The following is a 25,742-nucleotide window of genomic DNA, read 5'->3' on the forward strand; positions in this document are numbered from 1 at the left end:
ATTTTTTTATTAAACAAATTCCTCCCATGAAGTTCCTTATACCTATTGTTATTATAGTTCTGACTAACATTTCTCTAGATTGTGATAATTTCAAAACAGGTAAATTTGAAACTCCAAGTAAATTTGGCGGTAAAGTAATAATAGAAAGAACCAAACAATTTCATACTGAAACTCTTAGCAGAAATGGTAACATTATCAGGTATAAAATAAAATGGCTTAATGATTGTAGTTTTTTACTTTATGGCCGAAAGCTACTGAAAGGAAATGAGGAAATTAAAGATCCGAAGATTATAGAGCAATTTGCGAAGGACACAATCTTTAACGAAATTATTGAAATAAATGACAGCGAATATCGCACAAGGTCTAAAATTAATAATTTCGAAAAATGGTTTGAAAGTACTACTACGAAAATTAAATAAATAATTCTCAATACAATTTGTCTAAGTTTTACTGAAAAACGGAGACCGAGACTAAAATTAAAAAAAATGAATCTATCTTTAGAATATAAAATACAAGAACCAAAAGTAATTTTACATAAAAATCCGTTATTGCTTTTATTGCACGGATATGGAAGCAATGAAGCCGATTTATTCTCTTTTGCCTCTGAACTTCCAGATAATTATTATATCATTTCTGCAAGAGCACCTTACGATTTACAATACGGAGCTTACGCTTGGTACGCAATTAATTTTGATGCCGATCAGAATAAATTTTCAGATAACGAACAAGCAAAAACTTCTCGTGATGTAATTGCTTCTTTTATTGACGAATTAGTTGCCAATTATCCAATTGATGCTAATAATGTTACTTTAATCGGATTTAGTCAGGGATCTATTTTAAGTTATGCGACTGCACTTTCTTATCCGAAAAAAATTCAGCGAGTAGTTGCAATGAGTGGCTATTTCAATGAAGAAATCATAAAAGAAGGTTTTGAAAATAACGATTTTAAAAACTTAAAAATATTCGCTTCACACGGAACTGTAGATCAAGTCATTCCGATTGAATGGGCTAGAAAAACTCCGGCTATTTTAGAGAAATTAAATATTCCGGCTATTTATAAAGAATATCCTGTTGGACATGGCGTTGCACCACAGAATTTCTTTGATTTTAAGAATTGGTTAATTTCATAAAAGAAAGAAAAAGATTACACTTTATTGTGATTCCAAAAACAAAATATTGTATTTTAGTCTCATAACCCAAATTAGGTTAATTTAAAAAAGATTAAAATAATTAAATACCCAAAAGTTTCTTTAAAAGGAAACTTTTGGGTATTTTTGTAAGGAAGAAAAATGGAGAAATTTTATGATGTAATCTTTTTAGAAGAAGTCTTTACTTTTCTAAAAGAATTAAAACCGAAACATTCGGAAAAAATACTTTACAATATTAGAAAATCACAAACAAAAAATGATCCTGAGCTTTTTAAGAAGTTAAATGATAAAATTTGGGAATTCCGAACTTTATATCATGGAAATCAGTATAGATTATTAGCATTTTGGGATAAAACAGATACACAAAATACTCTCGTGATTTCCACTCATGGGTTTATAAAAAAACAAAGTAAAGTTCCTAATAAAGAAATATCAAAAGCACAAAAACTAAGATTAGAATATTTTAAAAATAAAGATTAATCCAATTTAAAAATATGAAAACATATACCTTAAATCAAGTAACTGATGAAATCATTGGAAAAATTGGAACTCCTGCAAGAGATAAATTTGAATATGATTTACAAATGGATTTAATTGGAAATGCGATTAAACAAACTCGTAAAGAACGCAATTTAACTCAGGAAGAATTAGGGAAGCTAATTGGTGTTCAAAAAGCACAGATATCTAAACTTGAAAAAAATGCTGGAAATGTAACTCTAGAAACTGTTGTCAAAGTTTTTACAGCTCTAAAAGCTAAAGTTAAATTTCAAATAGAATTAACCGACTTATCGATCAGCTTAAATAAGTAATTTTAATCTAATTTCATTTAAAAATTTATAACAACATTTTATAAACCATCTACGATATGAGCGATACAAAACTTGATAATCCAGCATTAATTTTAATTGATATTCAAAAAGGTTTTCATGATGTTGCGTATTGGGGCGGAGACCGAAATAATATTGATGCAGAACAAAAAGCCAGTGAACTTCTAGAAATCTGGAGAGCTAAAAAATTGCCCATTTTTCACGTACAGCATTGTTCCTCAAATCCAAATTCAATTTTGAATGAAACAAATCCCGGAAATGAATTTCAGGATGTTGTAAAACCAATTGAAAATGAAACTGTCATTAAAAAGAATGTCAATAGCGCTTTTATCGGAACAAATTTAAAAGAGCTTCTTGATGATGCCAAAATCACAAATCTTGTTATTGTTGGATTAACAACAGATCATTGTGTTTCAACCACAACCAGAATGGCTGGAAATTTTGTTTATTCTGTACATTTGATTTCTGATGCAACAGCAACTTTCAATAAAAAAGGCGTAAACGGGGAAGCGTTTTCCGCAGAAATAATTCATCAAACCGCTTTAGCAAGTTTAAACGAAGAATTTGCCCAGGTTGTTACTTCTGATTTTATTAAAGAAATAATTTAAATATTTGAAATAAAAAAAGTGAAATGTAAAATGGATAAACCAGACTACATTTCACTTTTTACATTTTACTTTTTATTGTCCTGTATAAAGAATCTTCTCTCCTTTTTTCAAAACATATCCTTTCCAAGGAATTAATTGCCAATCACCATTTACCCACGAATCACCTTCCGATTTTCTTTCTAAAATGATGGATTCTTTTTGAGTATCTAAGAAAAGTTCTGCCTTGTTTCCATCAAAAATTACGTATGATGCAGTAGTATATTCTTTTCCGTCATCGTAATGTGATAGTTTTGTTCCTTCAAAAACTCTGATACATTCTTTTTTAAGCGTTGACCAGGTATATCCCGCTGAAGCCTTACATCCATGAACATCAGAATCAGCTCCAACTACTGTTTCTTTTTTAGGCTCATTTTTTGGTTCTTGAACATCTGTCTTTTCTGGCGATACTTTTTTTGCACAAGAAAATGCAGCCATGACCATAATTGCAAACAAAATAATCTTTTTCATAATCCTATAATTTTAAAATTGAGCAAAAAAAATAGGATTAAAAAATCCTATTTTTGATATAACCAAGTTTGATTTACTTCAAAGGTAATATTATCGTCATTATCAACAAAGTATTTTAACAAGACTTCTCCCCATAATTCACCATTGCTGTAATCCGCAATAATCCATCTATGGTTTAAAATTTTTATTTTATTGATGATGAATTTCTTTCCGCCAATCATATCCTGACCAGTATATGGATTTCCTTTCGGGTTTGCATTTAAATCTAATAACTTTTCAGTTACAACCGGAATCAGTTTTTCATATAAAATCACTTTCCCGCCAGAAGCACTGTTGTCAAAGTAATTTTGTGCATTTTCGTTATGCTCCAGCGAAAAATAATCGGCTTCGGCTAGTTTTCCAGAAACCAGATTGATGCTGTCTCTAAGCTTCTTAGTAGTTTTATCATATCTGTCCTGCTCAAATTTTACTTGGCCGCTGTAAAACGTATAAGTAAAAACATTCATTAATATTGCAAGGAGAAAAAGATAAAGCATTAAGGATTTTTTCATTTTGTGGTATAATTAAATTGTAATTTCTAAATTATCGTAAGCCAGAAAAACATTTTCCGGAAGGCTTTTTTGAACTTCTTCATGAAAACCTAAAACATGACTAATATGGGTTAAATAGGCTTTTTCAGGTTTTACCAGATTTATAAAATCAAGCGCTTCCTGTAAATTAAAGTGGGTATCATGAGGCTCAACACGAAGTGCATTTACTACCAATACTTTTAAGTTTTTCAGTTTTTCAACTTCAGCATCTTCAATTGTTTTGACATCGGTTAAATAAGCAAAATCGTCAATGCGATAACCAAAAACCTGTAGATCACCATGCATGACATTTATTGGAATGGCCAATTTATCTCCAACAGCAAAAGGTTTATCATTTACAACTTCTATTGTTTTTACACTTGGCGCTCCCGGATATTTGTTCACGGTTTCAAAAACATAATCAAAACGGTGACGCAAATTATCAATCACACGCTGATGAGCATAAACCGGAATCTCGCCTTGTCTGAAATTAAACGGACGAATATCATCCAGACCTGCTGTATGATCGGCATGTTCATGAGTAAATAAAATAGCATCGAGTTTTCGACATCCACAAGAAAGCATTTGCTGTCTGAAATCCGGACCGCAATCTACAACATAAGAATGCTCGTCCCATGAAATCCAGATGGATACGCGGAGCCTTTTATCCTTAGCATCAGTGCTTTTGCAAACGGGATGATCAACCCCAATAATCGGGATACCTTGAGAAGTACCTGTACCTAAAAAATAGACCTTCAATTGAACTTAATTTTTTTACAAAAATAGGATTATTTCTCTTTCATTAGAAGCCTAATTTACTAACTTTGTAACAAATCTATTTAAAATAAAATGGGTACAGAAATAAAACTCAAAGGTGACAAGGTCATCGAACAGATTCCTTCTATAAAAGACAAAGCGTTACGCATTAACTTAAACGAGAATATTTACGGAACATTTGCCGAAATTGGCGCTGGACAAGAGACCGTTAGGCATTTTTTCAGATCCGGAGGTTCATCGGGAACAATTGCAAAAGCGATGTCTGCCTATGACAAAGATTTTAGTGATGCCGTTTACGGTACCGAAGCTGACGGTCGCTATGTGACAGAAAACCGACTCAAAAAAATGCTTACGTTTGAAGGAGAATTGATCGAAGAACGTTTAAGCCGAGAAAAACACCCGAACAAACTTTTTTTCAGCTATGCCAATACAGTAGCAACTATAGATTTTGCCAAACAATTTAAAGGCCACGGATGGGTAGGAATCAGATACCAAATAGAACCCGACGAAGCTTACAACGAAATTATACTTCACATTCGTTTTAAAGAAACTGACGCTAGATTACAACAAGAAACCCTTGGAATTTTAGGTGTAAACTTAATTTACGGCGCATTCTACAAATACAATGATCCAAAACGTTTACTGCGTTATTTATACGATCACTTAGACAAAGATCAACTTGAAATTGACACAATCAACTTCTCTGGACCTCGTTTTGCTGATGTTGACAACCGATTGATGAGTTTGCAATTAGTTAAAAACGGAATGACGGATGCCGTAATGTTTAACCCAGAGGGGAAAAACGTATTGCCAGCCGCTGTTTTATACAAAAAGAATCTACTTGCTTTTAGAGGAAGTTTCCGTCCTGTAACGAATGTAAATCTTGACATGTATGAGAAATCATTAAAAATGTTTCTCAGCGAGAATAAAGTTGACAAAGACAATACTTTAACCGTTTTTGAAATTACACTTTCGAACCTACGTTCTGACGGTGAAATTGACGAACGTGATTTTATGGACAGAGCCGAATTGCTTTGTTCGCTAGGTCAGACTGTTATGATTTCGAATTTCCAGGAATATTATAAAGTAGTAGAATATTTCTCTAATTATACTAAAGCCCGAATGGGACTAGCAATGGGTGTAAACAACCTTGTTGATATTTTTGATGAGAAATATTACCGTCATTTAAGTGGTGGAATCCTAGAAGCTTTCGGAAAATTATTCTACCGAGACATGAAAGTATTCTTATATCCAATGTTAGGTGATAATGGCGAAATTATTACTTCTGATAATTTGAAAGTTCATCCGAGAATGAAAGAATTGTACAAATTCTTTAAATTCAACGGAAAAGTGGTTGACATTAAAGACTACAATCCAGATATATTAAATGTATTCTCACGTCAGGTATTAAAAATGATTGGACAAGGACAATCGGGATGGGAACCAATGCTTCCTTCTGGAGTTGCTGAGATTATAAAAGAACATCATCTTTTTGGATATCATCCACAGAAAGAACTAGAACAAAATTCTTAATATAAAAAAAGTCCTAGTTAAAGGGACTTTTTTTGTTTCAAGTTTTTCTTGTTTCAAGTTTCAAGTTACATGCTTTGCAGTTAAATTTACTCGTCAAGACAACTTGAAACATGAAACCTGAAACAAAAAAAACTATTTCAAAATCTGCTCTGCGTGTTCTTTTGTTTTTACTTTTTCAATTACCTCATCTATAATTCCGTTTTCGTTGATTACAAATGTTGTTCTATGGATTCCATCGTATTCTCTTCCCATGAATTTCTTTGGTCCCCAAACCCCAAAAGCATTAATAACCGATTTATCTTCATCGGCTAATAAAGGAAATGGCAATTCGTATTTTTCCTTGAATTTTGTCTGCGCCTTCTGGCTGTCGGCACTTACACCAAGAAGTTCATAATTATTCGCCTGAAAACGATGAAAATTATCTCTCAAATCACAAGCTTCGGCAGTACAGCCCGGCGTACTTGCTTTTGGATAAAAGAAAACCACTAATTTTTTTCCGGCGTAATCTGCCAGTTTGTGTGTTTTCCCTTCTTGATCTGTTCCAGAAAAATTTGGTGCTTTATCACCTGCTTTTAATGTTGTCATATGTTTTATTTTAGATTTTAGATTTTAGATTGTTGATTTTAGAATAAAGAATAAAGAGCAAAGAAAAAAGAGCAAAGAATAAAGATAACTCAAAATTCATAATTCATAATTCATAATTCACAACTCATAATTAATAGCTTTTTACATGCCCCAGATTGTAGTGAAAACCCCGGAATTATGACAGTTTACATTTTTTGTATTTAAAAAGCGACCAACGGAAGCTCTTTTAAATACTTAAAAATGTTACTGACATAATGAGGAGTTGTAACGGAAAGCTGGATTAGGCACATCATAAAATTTATACTATTTTTACGGGATTAAAAATACGGAAATGAATAAAGAAGCTCGCGTACAATTTGTTATAAATACGTTAAAAGAACTCTATCCTACAATACCTGTCCCTCTTGACCATAAAGATCCTTATACTTTATTAATTGCTGTTTTGCTTTCGGCACAATGCACTGATGTGCGGGTGAACCAAATTACACCTTTGTTGTTTGCCAAAGCAGATAATCCGTATGATATGGTAAAAATGTCTGTGGAGGAAATCAAGGAAATTATTCGTCCGTGCGGATTGTCGCCGATGAAATCCAAAGGAATTCACGGTTTATCTGAAATTTTGATTGAGAAACACAATGGTGAAGTGCCTCAGAGTTTCGAAGCACTTGAAGCTTTGCCTGCAGTTGGGCACAAAACAGCGAGTGTTGTGATGTCTCAAGCTTTTGGAGTTCCTGCTTTTCCAGTGGATACACATATTCATAGATTAATGTACAGATGGAATCTTTCTAATGGAAAAAATGTTGTACAAACCGAAAAAGACGCAAAACGATTATTTCCGAGAGAAATTTGGAACGATCTTCATTTGCAAATTATTTGGTACGGACGCGAATATTCTCCTGCAAGAGGCTGGAGTCTTGAAAAAGATATTATAACAAGAACTATAGGAAAGAAATCTATAATTGAGGAAATGACAAAAGCAACAAAATAAAAAAAGGCACAAAGGTTTAAAACTTTGTGCCTTTTTTTATTTTTTTAATGTGCCAATTTGATAATGTGAAAATTAGATAATGATGGTTCATCGTAAACTCATTATCTAATTATCTAATTTTTCTAATTATCTCATTTTCTAATTATCTCATTTTCTAATTATCTAATTTAAATTACATTCCCGCTTTTAAAGCATTGTATTCATTTGTCATATCAAGCGATCTGTAAACTCCTAAAAGCGTTTTTGTTACATCTGGATTTTTAGGTTCTATAGTAAGTGCTTTTTTAAGAAACGGAATTGCGCTTCTTGCTATATCATCTTTTTTAGCATTTAGTTTATCATATTGCTGCATTTCTTTTGGACTAGTTCCTAAGTTAGCAATTTCATCAGCCAAAGCCTTTTTTTGCTCCAATTTTAAATACGCAAGATTAATATAAGCATCGATATAATTTGGATTTACTTCTAAAAGAGAGTTATACGTCGCTTCCGCTTTCGCATAATCTTTATTTTCCATGTAACAATAAGCCAAATTATTGATAACATCTATTCTTTTTGAAGGAACCGATTCTGTTCTTGGTTTCTCATAAAGACCTTGGTCAATCCCAGATTGTCTTGCTTTTGGTGAAATAAATGCGTCTTCTTCTTTCGTTTTTTTATTTGTAGCATAATAAATAACCCCGCTTCCAGAGTAATTCTTTTTCTTCAACTCTTCATAATATTTAATTGCTGAACCATAGTCTTTTGCATTTAAAGATGAAGAAGCCGCGTTGAATAAATTAAGCGTGTCTTTTTTGTCAAACAAATATACTTTGTAGCTTTTTTCAGCACTTTCTTTAAATTTACCTGCTTTGAAATCGGCCATTGCACCGTTCACTAAATTAGATTTCATATCCTTTAAAGCAAGACCGGCTTTTACCGTATATTTAAACTTTCCAGATTCATTTTCGAATAAAAATACGTCCTGATAAGCTTGTGAAGCAAGGCTGAAGTTGTTTGCTGCATCAACATTTTTACTAGCTAAATCCTTTAATACATTTCCTTTCAAAAAATAAAAATCAGATTTATCTTCATCTGGTGCATTTATAATAAGATATTCTGACTTATTTAAAATAGCTATGGCTTCTTGCGAATTACCTTTATCAAAAAGAGCCTGTGCATCCTTTATTTGTGCTTTTTGGGCATAAGCCGCAACGTTTATCAATACTATTGATAAAATCATAAGTTTCATTTTCATTGTCGATCAAGTTTGATAGTTAAATAGATTGGGTTCTTCTCTGAGCAATTTTGCTGGTTATCCATGAAATTGGACAAAATTGCACTTTTGACATCCTCGCCATGGATTCAAAAGTTATCAAACTGAATAGTTAGTTAGAGTAGTTTTTTATCATAATTAAACATATTAGGGAATTAAACATTTCTTTTGTCATTTTTTAAAAAATTAAACTTTAACAGTATTTACATTATAAATATCATTATTTTCTCTTTTTTCTGCAAAGAATCTAATTTTTTATCTAAAATAGAATTAAAAAGTGAATACGCAATAGAATACTATTCTTTTTTTTGTTAAAATATAACATTTTTTTAACGTTGCTAATATATCATAATTATTGAAGATTAAAAAAAAAGCATAAAAAAAACTCACTATCAATATTTTATATACAGATAGTGAGCTTTTAACCAAAACGACCATTTGGTTTTTTCGTTAGCGTCAAGCTTCGGCCTAACAGCCTATTATTTAATTTGCTATAATATCAAAACTTTTATTTTCAATTTTCACAACAGTTAACGCTTGTGAATAGCTAAGTAAAAAAGAAACAACTTCTTTTTTAGGTTTTAAATTTTTAGAAGCTAACGCTTTTTTAGAGTAAATTTTTGCCATACTGTAAAATGTTTATATACAGTATAACGAGTTAATACTCAAAATAGTATTAGTTGGTTAAAATAATTTGATGTTTATCAATTATTTTTCTCAAATTCATTAGCGCATAACGCATTCTTCCCAATGCTGTATTGATGCTAACGTCTGTCAGTTCAGAGATTTCTTTAAAACTCATATCTTGATACATACGCATTACCAGTACTTCTTTCTGATCATCCGGAAGTTCTTCAATTAGTTTTTTTAAGTCAATTTCGACTTGATCAAGAATCATTTTTCCTTCAATAGTCAATGAATCATCAGACATTACTGAGAAGATTGAAAACTCTTCTGTTTCTCTGTACATTGGCATTTTTTTGGTTTTACGAAAGTGATCTACAATTAAATTGTGAGATATACGCATTACCCAAGGCAAAAATTTACCTTCTTCATTATAGGAATTGCTTTTTAAGGTTTTGATTACCTTAATAAAAGTGTCTTGAAAAATATCATTTGAAATATCTCTATCGGCAATCTTAGAATATATGAAACCATATATCTTAGATTCGTGCCTTTTAATTAATGTTGACAGCGCAACTTCATTGCCATCAATATAATTTTTGACTAACAGAGCGTCTGGAATGTGCAGATGAGCCATAATACTTACTTTTTTAGGTTTTTAATTTGGAGTAATTTTCTAAAAAGTAATTTTATTGTATAGGCTTCTCTTTTTTTGGTTATGTTAATTAAGTCATCAAATTTAACAAATTATTATTTTAAAAAGCAAATAAAAGACAGAATAATTAACAATAAAAACTTAAAAAATAGACACATAAGTTAATTTTTATTGGAAAAGTCCGTTAAATCATTAAATAATGTGTAGATAAAAAGCAATAAAAAAAAGACATAAATAACTTACATTTAAATACTTATAGTTATTTATATCTCTTTTATTAATTTTTTATTGATAAACGCGTACGTAGTCAACATAGTATTTTTGCGGAAAAATTTTATCATCAACTTCTGGTCCGCCAAAATTTCCTCCAACTGCTAAATTGACAATAATATAAAAAGGTTTGTCAAAAGGCCACGTATCTTCATTTTTAACCGGAGGATTAAAGGTATAAACCAAAGTTTTGTCTACAAAAAAATCCATTTTTTCTTTTGTCCATTCGATTGCGTACACATGATAACCTTCTTCAATATTAGGATATGGCGTTCTTTTTGTATTGATTGTGTTTCCGTGGCTATCCTGTGTGTGCAAAGTGGTATAAACCATTCCTGGATCACGCCCTATATATTCTAAAATATCAATTTCACCTGCTTTTGGCCAGTGAATTTCATCAATATTAGCGCCTAACATCCAGAATGCGGGCCAGATTCCCTGACCAACTGGCAATTTTGCTCTGGCTTCGATTCGGCCGTATTTAAATTCTTTTTTTCCTTTAGTTGTAATTTTAGTCGAAGTGTATTTAGCGCCTTCTTTTCTGGCTTCTATGACTAAATTTCCGTCTTTAAATTCATGATTTGTTTTGGTATAAATTTGTCTTTCATTGTTTCCAAAGCCACAAAGATTAGGACAACCGTCTCCTAGTTCGAAATTCCAATCTTTTTCATTTAATTCTTTTTTGTTGAAATTTTCTTCCCAGACAAGTTTTCTTTTTACTTCCTGTGCAAAACAAGCACTACTGATTAACAGCAGTATAAACACTTTTTTCATAGTCTACTTTTAAATTTATAAAAATTGAAAAGGCCAGCCTAAACTGACCTTCTCATTTCATTCTTACTAATTAATTTATATTCTATTGATACACTCTTACATAATCAATCTCCATAGAAGATTGTGTGAAAGCCGCATCAATATTACCGCCAAAATTACCTCCCATAGCAACATTCAAAATTAAGAAAAAGTCTTTGTTGAAAGGTAAACTCGCATCATTAGGAACCGAATGAATTAACTCATCATCTACATATATTTTTATAGCCTCAGGACTCCAAATTGTTTTATAAATATGGAATTCTGTCGAAACATTTGCGATTGTTTTAAAACCTGTATTGGCTGTTCCGCCGAAATGTCCAGGATAATGAAGTGTGCCATGAATTACATTCTGGCTGTTTCCTACATGTTCCATAATATCTATTTCTCCACATGCTGGCCAGGCATTTGTTGCATAATTTGCACCAAGCATCCAGATTGCCGGCCAAGTTCCGCCTCCAATTGGAAGTTTGGCACGTACCTCAACTTTTCCATACGTGAATTTATATTTTCCTTCAGATTTCAATCGGGCTGAAGAATAATCTGCTCCGCCAGAAGCTTCTTTTTTAGCCGTAATTTTTAAATTACCACCCTGAACAATTATGTTTGTTGACGAATTAGTATAATTCTGTTTTTCATTATTTCCCCATCCGTTATCGCCACGTCCTAAATCATAAACCCATTTTGAAGCATCTGGTGCTCCATCAGTATTAAATTCATCTGACCAAACTAAATTTGTATAATCTTTATCTGGCGTTGTTGGGTTTTGCGTTGGTTTTGTAGTTGTAAAAATATGATACCAAGCCAATGATGCATTTCCGCCCATAACGGCTCTTACAACCATTCTATTTGCTGTAATCGATAAAATCTCATATGAACTCTGACCGATATAATAACCCATAAATCCGTTATCAGAGAAATTCATCATTGTTCCTCTTGTTTGCGTTGCATGATTTGGATTTTGCATTACAACAGATTCTGAAGGACTCAATGAAACTGTTTTCTTTCCGGAAGTATCATAAGCCAAACACGCATCAGATCCTGAACTTCCTCCTCCTACGCTTTCAAATGCGGCGTTGAAGAATGTTGCTCCACCATTGTTTAACTGATATTTAAGCTGACCACCTTCAAGAGAGAATGTCAGTTCGTTTCCGTATAAACAGCTGCTTGTTGGCGAACCTGCTTTTTCCCAAGCTCCGGCTTGATAATAGTTTCCATAGTAATTTTTCGTAGCATCGCCATCATTTTGACCAACTCCTAAATGTCCTGCTTCTGAAGCCGACCAATACCATTTTTTAGAAGTACCACCAGTCAAGAATTGCACAGCTTCAGCATCACTAAAATCACTTTTAACCGTAACATCAGTTGTAGTTGTGCTGCTTACACCTCCTTTTCCAGAAGCGATAATTGTTACTGTATAGGTATTAACTCCGGTTTTTGTAAAACGTTTTGTTACCACTCCATTCGGCGCATTGTCTGATGTTCCGTCGCTATATACATATTTATATGATATTGCATCATCTGCTGTAGCTGTAAATTTTACTGTTCCTGAACCGTCGCCGTTTGGAGCTGCAGTCGTTTTACCAATAATCTCAGCTGTAACCTTAAGATTCGTTGGTGAATCTATTGATCCAAAAGTAAAATCATCTTTTTGACAACCCGTCATCAAGAGAATCGTAAATATGGATACTATTTTTATAATTATATTTTTGCTCATGATTTCTCGTATTAATTGGATTGTTTTATGTCGTCAAAATAATAAGTTGCTCCCGTTCCTGATTGTCCAAAATCTGGGAATAAAATTACTCTGTCGTATTTTACACTAGCGTCAAAACTCGCTGCACTTGTCAAATCAAAAGTTAAAATCTGCCAAGCATTTGCGACTGTAGTTGATGCATGCACTTCAAAATTAACGCTTGGGTTTCCGTTTCCGTCTTTTGGTGATGTTGAAAGCTCCATTTTGTATAAAATATCAGCGCCAACTTTTGGAGACCAAACCGCTACTTTTACTTTAGTTCCTTTTGAAAAATCTGGTGAAGCGTCAAGATTTAAGCTCGCTCCAGCCCAAGTTTCAGCACCTGATTTTTTCTCTAATTTAACCACTTTATCAGATACATTCGATCCGGTTTTATCAGGATTTGTTGTCATTGAAGTAATAACATTTCCGAAACCTCCCCAATTATACGTCAGGTTCGCTGATTCAAAATCAATAGGTAATGCGATTGATTCTGCAGGCGCTTTGTAGAAATAGATATTATCAATAAATACTGTTCCTCCGGCCCAAGGCGTTCCAACAAATTTCAATTGGAAAATTTTATCAACTGTTAATCCTTGGCTTGTAAATGCCGAAATTGGAATATCAATACTTGTCCATTGATTAGCTGTAAGATCTTTTACTACAGGTTTTTCTGAAGGCCCTGTCTGAATCAATGAAGTTTCAATTTTTTGTAAATCGGCTGTCCAAACATCCATGTGTAAATATTCCATTTTTGAAACATCAATTGTTACGTTGTCTGCTAATGCAATTCCTTGATAACTAAGCTTGATGTAATTCAACATTTTATCGCCGTTCAAATCAAACTCTGCCCAGCTGCTTCCTTGTCCTGCCTGACCCCAATCTGGGAAATAGTTTGTTCCTGCAACATTCGTGTATTTAGTACCGTAGATCGAAATTACATCTGCCGGTTGTCTGTTTGGAGGTGTTGGTGCTGATGCCGATGGTGCTACAACCAATTTTGCAGTAACCTGAGCTGTATATTCTGTTGTTTTGATTGCAGCACTTTTAGAAACTACACGAACTGTATACACACCAGCTTCTTTATACGTATAAGAAACCGATTCTCCATTGTTTGCCGAAATTGGATCTGGTTTTCCAGCTTCTCCAAAATAAACATCATAAAACAAAGCAAAATCTGCAGTTGCTTTAACCATTACTTTTTTAGATACTGATAAATCGTTTGTTATTTCAACTACCAAATTTTCCGGAGCTCTAAACGAAACCACAACATCGTGCGTTACTTCGGTTGTTTTTCCGTTCACATTCATCGCCGTAATTTTCGATTTATACGTTCCTTCTTTATAAGTATGAGTTACTGTACCACCTGAAGGAATATAAACTGATTCTGTAGTTCCGTCTCCAAAATTGATTTTGTACTGCGTTGCTCCTTCTCCTGTAGGAATAAAAGTTACTTTTCCGGTATTATCCTGCGTAACGGTCGTCAATGCCGAAACATTAGTCGGCGCTGCCACACTGTCTAAATCAACATCAAGAGCATCATCGTTTGCGCAAGCAATTAGCGTTGCCAAAACGAAAAGATTTAATATTAAATATATTTTTTTCATAATTGTATTTTTTAGTATCCAGGATTTTGTTGCCAGTTTCCGTTTGCAAATTGAATTTCTTCTATTGGAAGCGGAAATAATTCGTTTTTATTCGCTGTAAAACCAGGAATTTTTCCAACAGCTTTTCCAGTTCTTACCAAATCAAAGAAACGATGTCCTTCACCAAAAAGCTCCACTCTTCTTTCAGCATAAATAAAATCAGTTAAAGCTTGTCCAGAAGCTGTTACATCGTGATTATTATCTCCAAAAGCGCGTCTTCTCACCTGATTTAAATACTCTCTTGATTTTGCGTCATTGTTTCCTGCACGACTGTAAGCTTCGGCTGCCATCAACAAAACATCTGCATAACGAATAGCTCTGTAGTTGTTTGGATTTGTTAAATTCAAATCTCCAGCTGCAGCTGAACTTCTTTTTCTTGGAATGTATTTTCTGTTGAAATATCCTGTGTCTTCATTTCCTTTTCCGTAGCTCACGCCTTTTCCTCCATCATAATTAGTATTTGCAGCAGCAAAAGCAGCAATATCTAAAATAGCAACATCTTTACGTTTATCGCCTGCTTCAAAAGCATCTGCACTTTCTTTTGTTGGAACATTAAAACTAAATCCTGAAGAGAAAAGTGGTCCTGAAAAATTTCTCACACCGCTAAATCCAACTGCTACGTTACCTTCACTACATTGCAAACAGCCAAATCCAGCTCCTTCAACATCTGTGTATTGTACTTCAAAAACAGATTCAGCATTATTTTCTCCATCCATTTCAAAAATGGAATTGTAATCGTTAACTAAAGAATATTTACCTGAAGTAATTACACCGTCAAGGGCAGTTGCTGCCTGCGCAAATTTGTTTTCATATAAATATGCTTTTCCAAGAAGTGCCAAAGCTGCTCCTTTTGTTACACGCCCTTTTTGAGAAGCAATTGGAGATAAATTAGCAGCCGCAAAAGTCAAATCGGCTTCAATTGAAGCGAAAACTTCTTCTTTACTTGAACGCGGGATTGTTTTTTCATCTCCAATTTTAAACCTCGCATCGCCTTTCATTGGTATACCGCCAAACCATTTCACTAACTCAAACTGGTAGTATGCTCTTAAAAAACGTGCTTCAGCTATAATTTGATTTTTTCCTTGAAAATCAGTTTTATCTTTAAATTCAAGAATGTAATTTGCTCTTTGAACTCCTGCAAACATCCAATTCCAGATATCTCTTAAATTGCTGTTTACCGGAGTATGAATCATGTCGTCAATTTGTTGCCAGCCAATTACGTCTGTTGGGCTTTCTCCTCCACATAATGTATTATCAGAAGCAATTTCTCCTAATATGACATTTGCATACGAAGCTTGCAATAGATCATATGCTGCAATAAGCGCCTGATCGTAATCTGCTTTTGAGTTGAAATAGTTCTCAGAATCAATAGAATATTCTGGTGTAGGATCCACGAACTCATCCGAACAAGAAATACATAAAGTCGAAAACAGAGTAAGCGTTATAACGGTTGTATATAAATATTTTTTCATTTTAATTGAAATTAAAAATTAAAGTTTAGTCCCATTAAGTAGGTTCTAGGAATTGGATAGAAACCATAATCGATTCCTGCACCAATAGGAGACTGAGAAACATTATCACGATTTCCCGGACCAAATGAAGCACCAGGATCAAAACCTCTATACTTTGTAAATGTGTATAAATTATTTACCCCAACGTAAAGTCTTAATTTTGTAAGTCCCGCTTTTTGAGCCACATTTGGATTAAGAGAATATCCTAATTGAATATTTTGGATTCTGAAATAAGAAGCATCTTCTACAAAATAATCAGAAAAAACATTGTTTGCAGTTGCTCCAGTTGTAACTCTAGGAGTAGAATTTGTTGATCCCTCGCCTGTCCATCTGTCTAAAACATAATTTAAACGATTGGCATCAGAAAGCGTTCTTTCATAATTACGAACCATATCATTTCCTACAGAAGCGAAAGAATACATTGCAAAATCAACATTTTTATAATTCATTTGAATATTGAAACCCATTGTAGCAGATGGAATTGGATCACCAATATTGGTTTTGTCGTTTGTATCGATTTTTCCATCTCCATTTACGTCAACATAACGAAGATCTCCAGGAGCTGCATTTGCGCCCAAAGCAAGCTGAGATGGATGTGCATCAATTTCTGCCTGATTTTGGAAAATTCCATCTGTTTTATATCCGTAGAAATATCCTATTGGTTTTCCAACTTCCATACGTGAAGGCGCTGGTTGTCCAACACCGAAAGCACCGCCTTCAATAAATCCTGTACCATTGTTAACTTCTTGTACAACATTTTTAAGGAACGTAACATTATAACTTACAGCAAAATTGAAAGAATCTGAGAATTTATCTTTGTAATCAATTGCAAATTCAAAACCTGAATTTTTAACAGATCCAGCATTTAAAGTTGGAGCACTTGCGCCCGGAGCGCCTGTTCCGTTAATTCCTGAAACTGGGATATTTGGCACCAATAAATCTTTTCTGATATCATTGAAATAATCAGCAACGATATACACTTTGTCGTTTAAGATTTTTATATCCAAACCAACATCGAATTTTTTCGCTTCTTCCCATTTTAAATCCGGATTTGGAACCTGTCCTGTTGAACTTCCATTTACAATTGCTCCGTCAAAAACATAAGTTGCTTCACCGTTCAAAAGTCCTAAATAACCATAATTCGGAATTTGGTCGTTTCCTAACGTTCCGTAACTAGCTCTTAGCTTTAAGAAATTGATAAACTTAGGCTCTCCAAAAAATTCTTCCTTAGAAACAATCCATCCACCAGTAACAGATGAAAAATATCCGATTTTGTTTCCTGGTCCAAATTTTGTCGAAGCATCACGACGGGTCATTCCAGACAATAAATACTTCTCTTTATAATCGTATTGAAGTCTTGCATAATATGACAATCTTCTTTGATCATAATTATAAGAACTGTTTGTCAATGTTTCTGAAATTCCTTTGGTTAAAGAAATATCAGCAAATTGCCATGAGTTATTAGGTACATCAAAACCAGTTGCTGTAAGTCCGTTACCCCATTCTTTAAAAATTGTTGTACCAACAGTTCCCTTTACATTATGACTTTCTGCAATTTTTGTTTCATAAGTACCATAAAGGTCAAATGAATAGTTGTTATCATTTACTGCTCCTTGAGTAACCGAACTTCTTTGTACATCAAAAACTTTTCCGCCATAGCTTATTTGCGGTGCAAAAGTTTTCGATTCGCTGTTTGAAGTATTAAAACCAATGGCACTAGACAAGGTAAATCCTTTAAAGATTTTATAATCCAGTCCAAAGTTTCCATTTATTTTTTTATAGTTATAATCGTTATATGAATTTTCAATTTGCGCCAGTGGATTAATAATTTCATTTCCTAATCCTGTAGTGTTTGGAACAAGCGTAAAACTACCATCTGCATTATACGGACTTAAAGTCGCCGGAACGTTTAATGCATTAAACAATACAGATCCAAGACCATTTTCATTTAATGTTCTTCTGGTGAAATACGTATAAATTACATTTGTTCTCAACTTGATTTTACTGCTTAAATCAGCGCCTAAACCAATTCTTGCTGTATTTCTCAAATAGCCCGATTTATCTCCACCAACAATTCCTTCTTGGTCTAAATGTGATCCACTGATAGAATAAGTAATGTTTTCTGAACCTCCCGAGATTGTCAAATCATTATTAATAATAGGAGCGCCTTTCTGGAAAACTTCATCTTGCCAGTTTGTGCCTTTTCCTAATCCGCTTACATTTGGATAAGGAATTGGTTTTCCTCCATTGGCATAACTTTCATTTAATAAAAGTGCATATTCTGTCGCATTTAGCGTTGGAAGTTTTCTGGATGTTTCTTGAAATCCAGCATAACTGTTGAATGAAACTTTTGTTTTCGAATTCTTTTTACCCATTTTGGTCGTTACCAAAATAATTCCGTTTGCTCCAATTGTTCCGTAGATTGCTGCCTGAGCATCTTTCAATACGGTAATTGTTTCAATATCGTTTGGATTTAGCAAACTAAAATCTCCAACATAACCATCAATAATTGCAGTTGGTGAATTTTGCCCGTTTGTAGCAATACCACGAATACGAATATCTAATCCCGCACCTGGCGCACCAGACTGTGTGGTTACATTCACACCCGAAACTGTTCCTTGTAAAGCCTGTTCAATTCTTGCTGGTTTCAAGATGTCCAGTGTTTTACTATCAACAACTGATACTGCTCCGGTAATTTCTCTTTTTTTCTGAGTACCATAACCAATGACAACAACCTCTTCGAGTGATTTTGCGTCATCGGCCATTTTTACAGTCATTTTAGTTCCAGAAACTGCAATTTCCTGCGTTCTGTATCCTATATAACTGAAAACAATTGAAGCTCCTTTTGGAACTCCGGTTAACTTAAAAGATCCGTCAAAGTCTGTGGTTGTACTTTGCGACGAACTTTTAACTTTTACATTTACGCCAGGCAATGATAATCCTGACCCATCTACTACCGTTCCGCTAACATCAATTGATTGCGCAAAGGCAAATGATGTGCACAACGATAGTACAATTAGTAACAATTTCGATTTCATAATTAGTTAGTTTTTATTGAAAGATAAATTTATTCGTTCCTATTAGGAATCCGCTAAATTTAACCTCAACAAAAAACATACATCACAAAAAAAATGTTACTAAATTCAATATATCGTAAAAAATATCTCGAATTAACTAATATTTACGAATGTTAATTTTCTTAACATTTACATTACAAAACCCTTACAAATGCAGAATGTTGTGGTAATGTATAGTTTTTTAGCGCCATTTTTTGCGCTACTATACAGCCAAAATATATTCAACTAAACCGATTTCGTGCTGTAAATCCATTTTTTTGCGCAAACGGTATCTTTTAATTTCAACACTTCGGACAGAAATATTAAATAATGGCGCTATTTCTTTTGAAGAAAGATTCAAGCGAAGATACGCACACAAACGAAGGTCATTTGGAGTTAATAAAGGATGTTGTTGTTTGATGCGTTTTAAGAAATCCTTATCCGCATTATCAAAAGCTTCCTTGAAAACATTCCAGGAATCTTCTTCAGTAATATTTTTGTTAATCGTACTAATTACCGATTTGATGTTTTTGCCTTCGCCTGTTTTCTGCAAATCTTCTTTAATAAAAGCGAGCAATTCATTTTTACTATTCAAACTCATCGTTGAAACTGCCAATTCTCTACTTTTTGTATCTACATCCTGAGAAAGCTGTTCATTTCTCAATTTCATCAATTGCTGTTCATTTTCTAATTCTTTGATTTCAAGTAAAAGATTATTCTCTTCAATTAATTTTTCTTTTTGTTTCTGATAATAATTTCGGTACGCCTTATTGATAAAATAAGCAATCGCCAGCATCAACAAGAAATAAATAAAAACAGCCAGATTAGTCAAATACCATGGTTTTAAAACTACAAAAGTATAAACTGCGGTATTTTCAAGAATACTATTGGCATATTTCGCGCGAACTTTAAACGTATATTTTCCTGGAGAAAGATTTTTGAAATTTACTGTTGCTTTTGTACTCCATTCACTCCATTCATTCTGAAAACCTTCCAATAAATATTGATATTCTGTATTGATATATTTATTGTATTCTGGAACCGTATAATTGAGCGTTATATTATTATCGTTTGAATGAAAGCTTCCTTCCTCCTGAATAGCAACATCTTTTAAAACTTCATTTTGTTTGTTAATCGCAATATCAGTAATATGAACGCTATAATTTTTAAAAACTAAATCATCTATATTTAAAGTATAATAGCCATCTGTTGTACCAATTAAATAATTGGATTTGGAAATCTGTGTAATATTCTCATAACCAAGCATTGAATTTGTCAAGGAAGCTGGAATAGGAATTACATTCTGCTTCAGCTGATTGCTTAGCTTACTTGCCGAGAAATAATGAATATAGTTTTTTGAAAAAAGCCAAATTTTATTAGAATTGTCCACAATCAATTTCCCAGAAGTATATTCATCTTTTTCAAAAATTGAACTCAAAACGGCATCTTTTTCAAATTGTTTTGTTTTTGAATTCAGTTTAAAAATTCCGCCTTTAAAAGCATAATAAATTGAATTATTAAACTTCGTCAAACTCGCACGTGTTCCATTTTTAGGAGATTTATAAGTATAAAAACCATTTGTTTTCTGTAATGAATTATCAAGTTTTAATCTAAAAATACCTTTGTATTCATGACTTACATAAATTTCTAAATGATCTGAAATTTCAAAATAGCGTGAAGAATAATCAAATCCACGAATTTTATTCCGAAATACCCATTGATTGTTTATTTTTTCTAAAACGGAAATCCCGTAGTAATTCCCCTGAAACAAAAGATTTTTATTGTTTGGAACCGGTTCAAATTTCCATGTTCCGGAAGCAGCGAAAATATTTCTGGCCGTATCATTTACCACAACAAATGTTCCCGAATCATGACCGCAGAAAAGCGTATCTTCATAAACAAAAAGCGACCAAACCTGCCCTTTTGTTCCGTTTATAAATTTAAAATCGCTGTTGCTTTGAAGCGGTCTGCAAAAAAGGCCCTGATTTGTTCCAATATACAAAAGCCCTTTATAAACTGCCGAAGCGTAAACCGTTCCTAAAACGCCCGAATCATCAGTGAAACTGTGCACTGGCGACTGCATATTAATACAATTAATTCCGTTATCAAGTCCTGCCCACAAATTCTGATCTTTATCTTCAAAAAGCGACAAAGCTGTATTGTTGCTCAATCCTTTGCTCTGCGAAAGATGGTATTTTAATTTTCCTTTATCAGATAAAACAAAAATTCCGTTCGAAACCGTTCCTAAAGCAAAATTTCCATTCTGAAGTCGCTGACTACTATAAACAAAACTCGATTTTAATTCCGAATCAACATCAGTCAAAAAAGGTGTCAATGTATTTCCAGTAAGTTTATACATTCCGTCAAGCTGTGTTTGAATCAACAAACCGTCATCAATGACAAAAATATTGGCAATCGTAAACTTTTTAAGAATTGGATTATCTGAAACTAACTTTGCCTTTCCACTTTCAATTTCAAAAAGACCTTCTTTCAAAGTTTGAAAATAAATCGCGTTTTTTGGCGCAAATGATTTTACAACACCATTTTTTGGCGCAATAATTTTAAATTGTCCAGTTTTAGTATCGTAAATGTAAATGCGGTTAAGCGATTGAAACAAAATCCATTGATCGTATTTTAAAATGTTCCAAAATTGTTCATCATCCAGAATTTTATTTTTGATTGCGTCACTTAAGGACTTGTATTTCAGTTTTCCATCGGCATTTCTTGTCCAGTAACCAAAATTCATATAAGTTCCCGTATAAATCTTATTTCCAATTACTTTTACAGAACGCAAAATCGTTTCGTTTGGCGCTGGATACAACTGCCAATTTGTTCCATTATATTCTAAAAGCCCATCGTTATTAGCGAAATACAAGTAATTTTGATCATCCTGCGAAATCATCCAACTTTGATTTCCAGCACCGTAAACTGCTGAAGAATATTTAATAATTGGCGGAAATTCCTGCGCTGACAGGAAAAAACTCATCAAAATAAACAAGGCAGAAAGTTTTGTTTTCAAATCTATCGGGGTATTAATTTATTACAAAAACAGTCCTAAAATAGCTTATTTTATGTTGAAACAACAAGTTTTTAGTAAAAAAAGCATCAATGCCAGAAACGAAGCTTAACTTATTGAATTAGTTAAAATTTGGAACAATCTCCTTAACTAAACTCAATTCAAAATTGATTACTTTTGTAAAAATTGACTTTTTTTATGCAAATTGATCTTTCTACACTCGACCCGAAACAAAATATAATCATTAAAGGAGCACAGGTACATAATCTAAAAAATGTAGATGTTGCCATTCCGAGAAATAAACTTGTTGTGATTACAGGGCTTTCAGGATCAGGAAAATCCAGTTTGGCATTTGACACTTTGTATGCCGAAGGACAGCGTCGTTATGTAGAAAGTTTATCGTCATATGCACGTCAGTTTTTAGGACGTTTAGACAAGCCAAAAGTCGAATATATAAAAGGTATTGCGCCAGCAATTGCAATTGAGCAAAAAGTAAATACTACAAATGCACGTTCGACTGTTGGAACATCAACTGAAATTTACGATTACATCAAACTTTTATATGCCAGAATTGGCCGTACTTTTTCTCCGATTTCAGGAGAAGAAGTCAAAAAAAATACGGTTAGCGATGTTATTTCAGATGTAAAATCATTAGAAATTGACAGCAAATGGCTTTTATTGGCTCCTATTCATTTAGAAGAAGGACGACAACTTGAAGACAAACTAAAAGTACTTTTACAACAAGGTTTTGCACGTATTTTAGTTGATAATGAAATGGTTCGTCTGGATGATTTCACAGCTTCAGAAATGCATTCACTAGACAATAAAGACATATTATTAATTATTGATAGAATTGTTGTAAAAGAGGAAGAAGAATTCTACAATCGTCTGGCTGATGCGGTACAAACTGCTTTTTTTGAAGGAAAAGGAATTTGTTTTCTTCAGGAATTAGGTTCAGAAAAACGTTTTTCATATTCCAATAATTTTGAGCTTGACGGCATTACATTTTTAGAGCCAAATGTTCATTTGTTCAGTTTCAACAATCCGTATGGCGCTTGCCCAGTTTGTGAAGGCTACGGAAATATCATTGGTATTGATGCCGATTTAGTAGTTCCAAATACTTCCTTATCTGTTTTCGAAAGTGCAATTTATCCTTGGCGCGGCGAAAGCATGAGTTGGTATAAGGATGAATTTGTAAAACATGCCTATAAATTTGATTTTCCAATTCATAAACCTTATTTCCAATTGACAGATGATCAAAAAGATTTGATTTGGAAAGGAAATCAGTATTTTCAAGGATTAAATGATTTCTTCAGAGAATTAGAAGAAAAGAATTATAAAATACAAAACCGTGTAATGTTATCGCGTTACCGCGGAAAAACAAAATGCCACGCTTGTCGAGGAAGACGTCTTCGCGAAGAAGCTTCTTATGTAAAAATCAATGGCAAAACGGTTTCAGAATTAGTTGATTTACCGATCAGACATTTGGTTACTTTTTTCAAAAATATTGATTTGAATGTTTATGAAGCACAAATCGCAAAACGTTTAATGGTTGAAATCAATAATCGTTTGTCATTTTTGACTGAAGTTGGTTTGGATTATCTAACGTTAAACCGAAACTCATCAACGTTATCGGGAGGTGAATCACAGCGTATTAATCTTGCGACTTCATTGGGAAGCAGTTTAGTGGGTTCTATGTATATTTTAGATGAGCCGAGTATTGGTCTTCATCCAAAAGATTCTGAACGACTGATTAAAGTTTTGCTTTCTCTTCGTGATTTAGGAAACACAGTAATTGTCGTTGAACATGATGAAGATATCATGAAAGCAGCCGATATGATTATTGATATTGGCCCTGAAGCAGGAACTTTTGGAGGAAAACTGGTGGCGCAAGGCACTTATCCGGAAATATTAAAATCGGATTCATTGACTTCAAAATATCTAAATGGTGATCTGGAAATTTCTGTTCCGAAAAAAAGACGAAAATTCAAAAATCATATTGACATTATTGGTGCAAGAGAAAACAATTTAAAAAATATTGATGTTACTTTTCCGCTTGATGTTTTAACAGTTGTCACTGGCGTTTCCGGAAGCGGAAAAAGTACTTTGATCAAAAAGATTTTGTTTCCTGCCATGCAGAAAAAACTGGAAAGCGCTGCTGAAAAAGCAGGTCAGTTTAGTGAAATAAAAGGTTCTTTTTCTCAAATCAAACATATTGAATACGTAGATCAAAATCCGATAGGAAGAAGTTCTCGATCAAATCCCGTAACATACATCAAAGCCTATGATGACATTCGAGATTTGTATGCAAAAGAAAAATTATCAAAAATAAGAGGTTATCAAGCCAAACATTTTTCTTTTAATGTTGATGGAGGCCGTTGCGAAACTTGCAAAGGAGAAGGCTCAATAAACGTTGAAATGGTTTTCATGGCCGATGTTTCTCTGCCATGTGAAACGTGTGGCGGAAAACGATTCAAAAAAGAGATTTTAGAAGTTACTTTTGACAACCAAAACATCAACGATATTCTGACCATGACTATTGATGATGCTATTGCTTTTTTTGAAAAAAATAAACAATCTAAAATCACTCAAAAATTACAGCCTTTACAGGATGTTGGTTTGGGATATGTGCAATTAGGACAATCCTCTTCTACTCTTTCTGGTGGTGAGGCACAACGTATTAAATTAGCTTCATTTTTAGTAAAAGGAGCAACAAAAGACAAAGCCTTATTTGTATTTGATGAACCAACAACTGGTTTACATTTTCATGATATCAAAAAATTATTGGCTTCTTTTGATGCTTTAATTGAAAAAGGACATTCTATTATTGTAATTGAACACAATCTCGATTTAATAAAGTGCGCTGACTGGATTATTGATCTTGGCCCTGAAGGCGGTGAAAACGGAGGTCATTTATTAGCCACAGGAACTCCTGAAGATATTGTAAAAGTAAAAGAATCTGTTACTGGAGTTTATTTGAAAGACAAACTTTAATGCTTATGCAGTGAGCATTTCATAATAATACAAAACAGCCATATGATAACCATATGGCTGCTTTTTTTAAGTTACTTCTGCTTGTAACTTATGGCGTAAAACCTATAGCATTAAGCGACTAAACATCTTTCTTCAAAAGGAACACCATCCTCATCGATGGCAACCAATATTTTTTTCTGCTTTGAAGCTTCTAAAGTAAGATAAAGCCATGCAAACGACCACAATCCTAAAGTCAAGCAAAAAATAATAAAATTCAAACCATGATTTACCGCTTTTCCGCCTTTTGAAAGCACTGCAAAAAGCAATTCATCATTTCTCTCTTCTAGTATAAATCCATTATGAACTTTGTTTGAGATCATATTAGAAAATACTTGTAAGCTTTGTTCTTGACTAAGTGGATTGCCTTTCATAATCATTAATTAATTTAAAATATTAATTTATACTACTACAACTACTTAACACATTTCAGGTTCTGAAAAGTATTTCAATCTCAATAAAACACAAATCAGCTAACATTATTGCTTAATGAACGATTTTTTTTATCATTCTCAATAAAGTATTGCTAAATTCTTAGCTAAAGTTAGTTTTAATAAAATTAATCTCAAAGAAAAACAGTGTTAAAGTTTTAAAC

Annotated in this window: 22 protein-coding genes; 8 read left to right on the forward strand and 14 right to left on the reverse strand. The window is 33.2% G+C overall.

The features are described 5' to 3' along the window. Positions 1-26 precede the first annotated feature (26 nt). From GQ47_RS11810 to GQ47_RS11830, 5 genes are all read left to right on the forward strand, one after another. A complete protein-coding gene (locus GQ47_RS11810) occupies positions 27-419 on the forward strand; it encodes a hypothetical protein (RefSeq protein ID WP_035648712.1) in 393 nt (130 codons plus the stop codon). Positions 420-485: 66 nt separating this feature from the next. Further along, positions 486-1,130, forward strand: coding sequence for an alpha/beta hydrolase (locus tag GQ47_RS11815; protein ID WP_035648714.1), 645 nt, complete (start codon positions 486-488; stop codon positions 1,128-1,130). A gap of 159 nt (positions 1,131-1,289) precedes the next feature. Next, complete coding sequence (locus GQ47_RS11820) at positions 1,290-1,628, forward strand: type II toxin-antitoxin system RelE/ParE family toxin (protein WP_035648716.1); 339 nt, start codon at positions 1,290-1,292, stop codon at positions 1,626-1,628. Between the two features lie 14 nt (positions 1,629-1,642). Continuing rightward, positions 1,643-1,957, forward strand: a complete 315-nt coding sequence (locus GQ47_RS11825) for a helix-turn-helix domain-containing protein (RefSeq protein ID WP_035648718.1) — start codon at positions 1,643-1,645, stop codon at positions 1,955-1,957. 56 nt (positions 1,958-2,013) lie between these two features. Beyond that, complete coding sequence (locus GQ47_RS11830) at positions 2,014-2,583, forward strand: cysteine hydrolase family protein (RefSeq protein ID WP_035648720.1); 570 nt, start codon at positions 2,014-2,016, stop codon at positions 2,581-2,583. 72 nt (positions 2,584-2,655) lie between these two features. On the opposite strand, the gene GQ47_RS11835 is transcribed toward GQ47_RS11830, so the two are convergent. The 3 genes from GQ47_RS11835 to GQ47_RS11845 are packed head-to-tail and all read right to left on the reverse strand — an operon-like array spanning position 2,656 to position 4,418. Further along, positions 2,656-3,090: a hypothetical protein gene (locus GQ47_RS11835; RefSeq protein WP_035648723.1), complete on the reverse strand. Its 435-nt coding sequence runs from the start codon at positions 3,088-3,090 to the stop codon at positions 2,656-2,658. A 47-nt stretch (positions 3,091-3,137) separates the two neighbouring features. Next, a complete protein-coding gene (locus GQ47_RS11840) occupies positions 3,138-3,641 on the reverse strand; it encodes a hypothetical protein (RefSeq protein WP_035648726.1) in 504 nt (167 codons plus the stop codon). 12 nt (positions 3,642-3,653) lie between these two features. Beyond that, the gene (locus GQ47_RS11845) at positions 3,654-4,418 is read right to left on the reverse strand and encodes an MBL fold metallo-hydrolase (protein ID WP_035648728.1); all 765 of its coding nucleotides are present in this window, start codon (positions 4,416-4,418) and stop codon (positions 3,654-3,656) included. Positions 4,419-4,508: 90 nt separating this feature from the next. Between GQ47_RS11845 and GQ47_RS11850 the strand changes: the two genes are divergently transcribed. After that, positions 4,509-5,969, forward strand: a complete 1,461-nt coding sequence (locus GQ47_RS11850) for a nicotinate-nucleotide adenylyltransferase (protein ID WP_035648731.1) — start codon at positions 4,509-4,511, stop codon at positions 5,967-5,969. A 132-nt stretch (positions 5,970-6,101) separates the two neighbouring features. Here GQ47_RS11850 and bcp read toward each other — a convergent pair whose 3' ends face one another. Further along, complete coding sequence (gene bcp, locus GQ47_RS11855) at positions 6,102-6,554, reverse strand: thioredoxin-dependent thiol peroxidase (RefSeq protein WP_035648735.1); 453 nt, start codon at positions 6,552-6,554, stop codon at positions 6,102-6,104. A gap of 331 nt (positions 6,555-6,885) precedes the next feature. Here bcp and nth point away from each other — a divergent pair, with 331 nt between their 5' ends. Continuing rightward, positions 6,886-7,542 carry an endonuclease III domain-containing protein gene (nth, locus tag GQ47_RS11860; RefSeq protein ID WP_035648737.1) on the forward strand — a complete coding sequence of 219 codons (657 nt, stop codon included), beginning with the start codon at positions 6,886-6,888 and terminating at the stop codon, positions 7,540-7,542. A gap of 172 nt (positions 7,543-7,714) precedes the next feature. On the opposite strand, the gene GQ47_RS11865 is transcribed toward nth, so the two are convergent. The 9 genes from GQ47_RS11865 to GQ47_RS11900 all read right to left on the reverse strand — a co-directional run bounded on the left by GQ47_RS11865 (position 7,715) and on the right by GQ47_RS11900 (position 22,120). Beyond that, a complete protein-coding gene (locus GQ47_RS11865) occupies positions 7,715-8,776 on the reverse strand; it encodes a tetratricopeptide repeat protein (protein WP_035648739.1) in 1,062 nt (353 codons plus the stop codon). A 501-nt stretch (positions 8,777-9,277) separates the two neighbouring features. Beyond that, on the reverse strand, positions 9,278-9,421 hold the full coding sequence (locus GQ47_RS23640; RefSeq protein ID WP_167498050.1) for a hypothetical protein: 144 nt from the start codon (positions 9,419-9,421) through the stop codon (positions 9,278-9,280). 49 nt (positions 9,422-9,470) lie between these two features. Continuing rightward, positions 9,471-10,055 carry an RNA polymerase sigma factor gene (locus tag GQ47_RS11870; protein ID WP_035648741.1) on the reverse strand — a complete coding sequence of 195 codons (585 nt, stop codon included), beginning with the start codon at positions 10,053-10,055 and terminating at the stop codon, positions 9,471-9,473. Between the two features lie 303 nt (positions 10,056-10,358). Then, positions 10,359-11,117, reverse strand: a complete 759-nt coding sequence (locus GQ47_RS11875) for a glycoside hydrolase family 16 protein (protein ID WP_035648744.1) — start codon at positions 11,115-11,117, stop codon at positions 10,359-10,361. Positions 11,118-11,199: 82 nt separating this feature from the next. Then, a complete protein-coding gene (locus tag GQ47_RS11880) occupies positions 11,200-12,870 on the reverse strand; it encodes a glycoside hydrolase family 16 protein (protein WP_035648746.1) in 1,671 nt (556 codons plus the stop codon). Between the two features lie 11 nt (positions 12,871-12,881). After that, on the reverse strand, positions 12,882-14,495 hold the full coding sequence (locus GQ47_RS11885) for a PKD domain-containing protein (RefSeq protein ID WP_035648752.1): 1,614 nt from the start codon (positions 14,493-14,495) through the stop codon (positions 12,882-12,884). An 11-nt stretch (positions 14,496-14,506) separates the two neighbouring features. After that, positions 14,507-16,006 (reverse strand): RagB/SusD family nutrient uptake outer membrane protein, encoded by a 1,500-nt coding sequence (locus GQ47_RS11890; protein ID WP_035648755.1) that lies wholly within the window; start codon positions 16,004-16,006, stop codon positions 14,507-14,509. Positions 16,007-16,017: 11 nt separating this feature from the next. Further along, positions 16,018-19,083 (reverse strand): SusC/RagA family TonB-linked outer membrane protein, encoded by a 3,066-nt coding sequence (locus GQ47_RS11895; protein ID WP_035648756.1) that lies wholly within the window; start codon positions 19,081-19,083, stop codon positions 16,018-16,020. 241 nt (positions 19,084-19,324) lie between these two features. After that, a complete protein-coding gene (locus tag GQ47_RS11900; RefSeq protein WP_305809624.1) occupies positions 19,325-22,120 on the reverse strand; it encodes a triple tyrosine motif-containing protein in 2,796 nt (931 codons plus the stop codon). Between the two features lie 195 nt (positions 22,121-22,315). Here GQ47_RS11900 and uvrA point away from each other — a divergent pair, with 195 nt between their 5' ends. Beyond that, positions 22,316-25,111 (forward strand): excinuclease ABC subunit UvrA, encoded by a 2,796-nt coding sequence (gene uvrA, locus GQ47_RS11905; protein ID WP_035648757.1) that lies wholly within the window; start codon positions 22,316-22,318, stop codon positions 25,109-25,111. A 110-nt stretch (positions 25,112-25,221) separates the two neighbouring features. Here the strand turns inward: uvrA and GQ47_RS11910 are convergent, their stop codons facing one another. Further along, on the reverse strand, positions 25,222-25,521 hold the full coding sequence (locus GQ47_RS11910) for a hypothetical protein (protein WP_035648759.1): 300 nt from the start codon (positions 25,519-25,521) through the stop codon (positions 25,222-25,224). Positions 25,522-25,742 lie beyond the last annotated feature (221 nt).

Origin of the sequence: Flavobacterium sp. ASV13 (assembly GCF_000745775.1) — a bacterium.
GTDB lineage: Bacteria > Bacteroidota > Bacteroidia > Flavobacteriales > Flavobacteriaceae > Flavobacterium.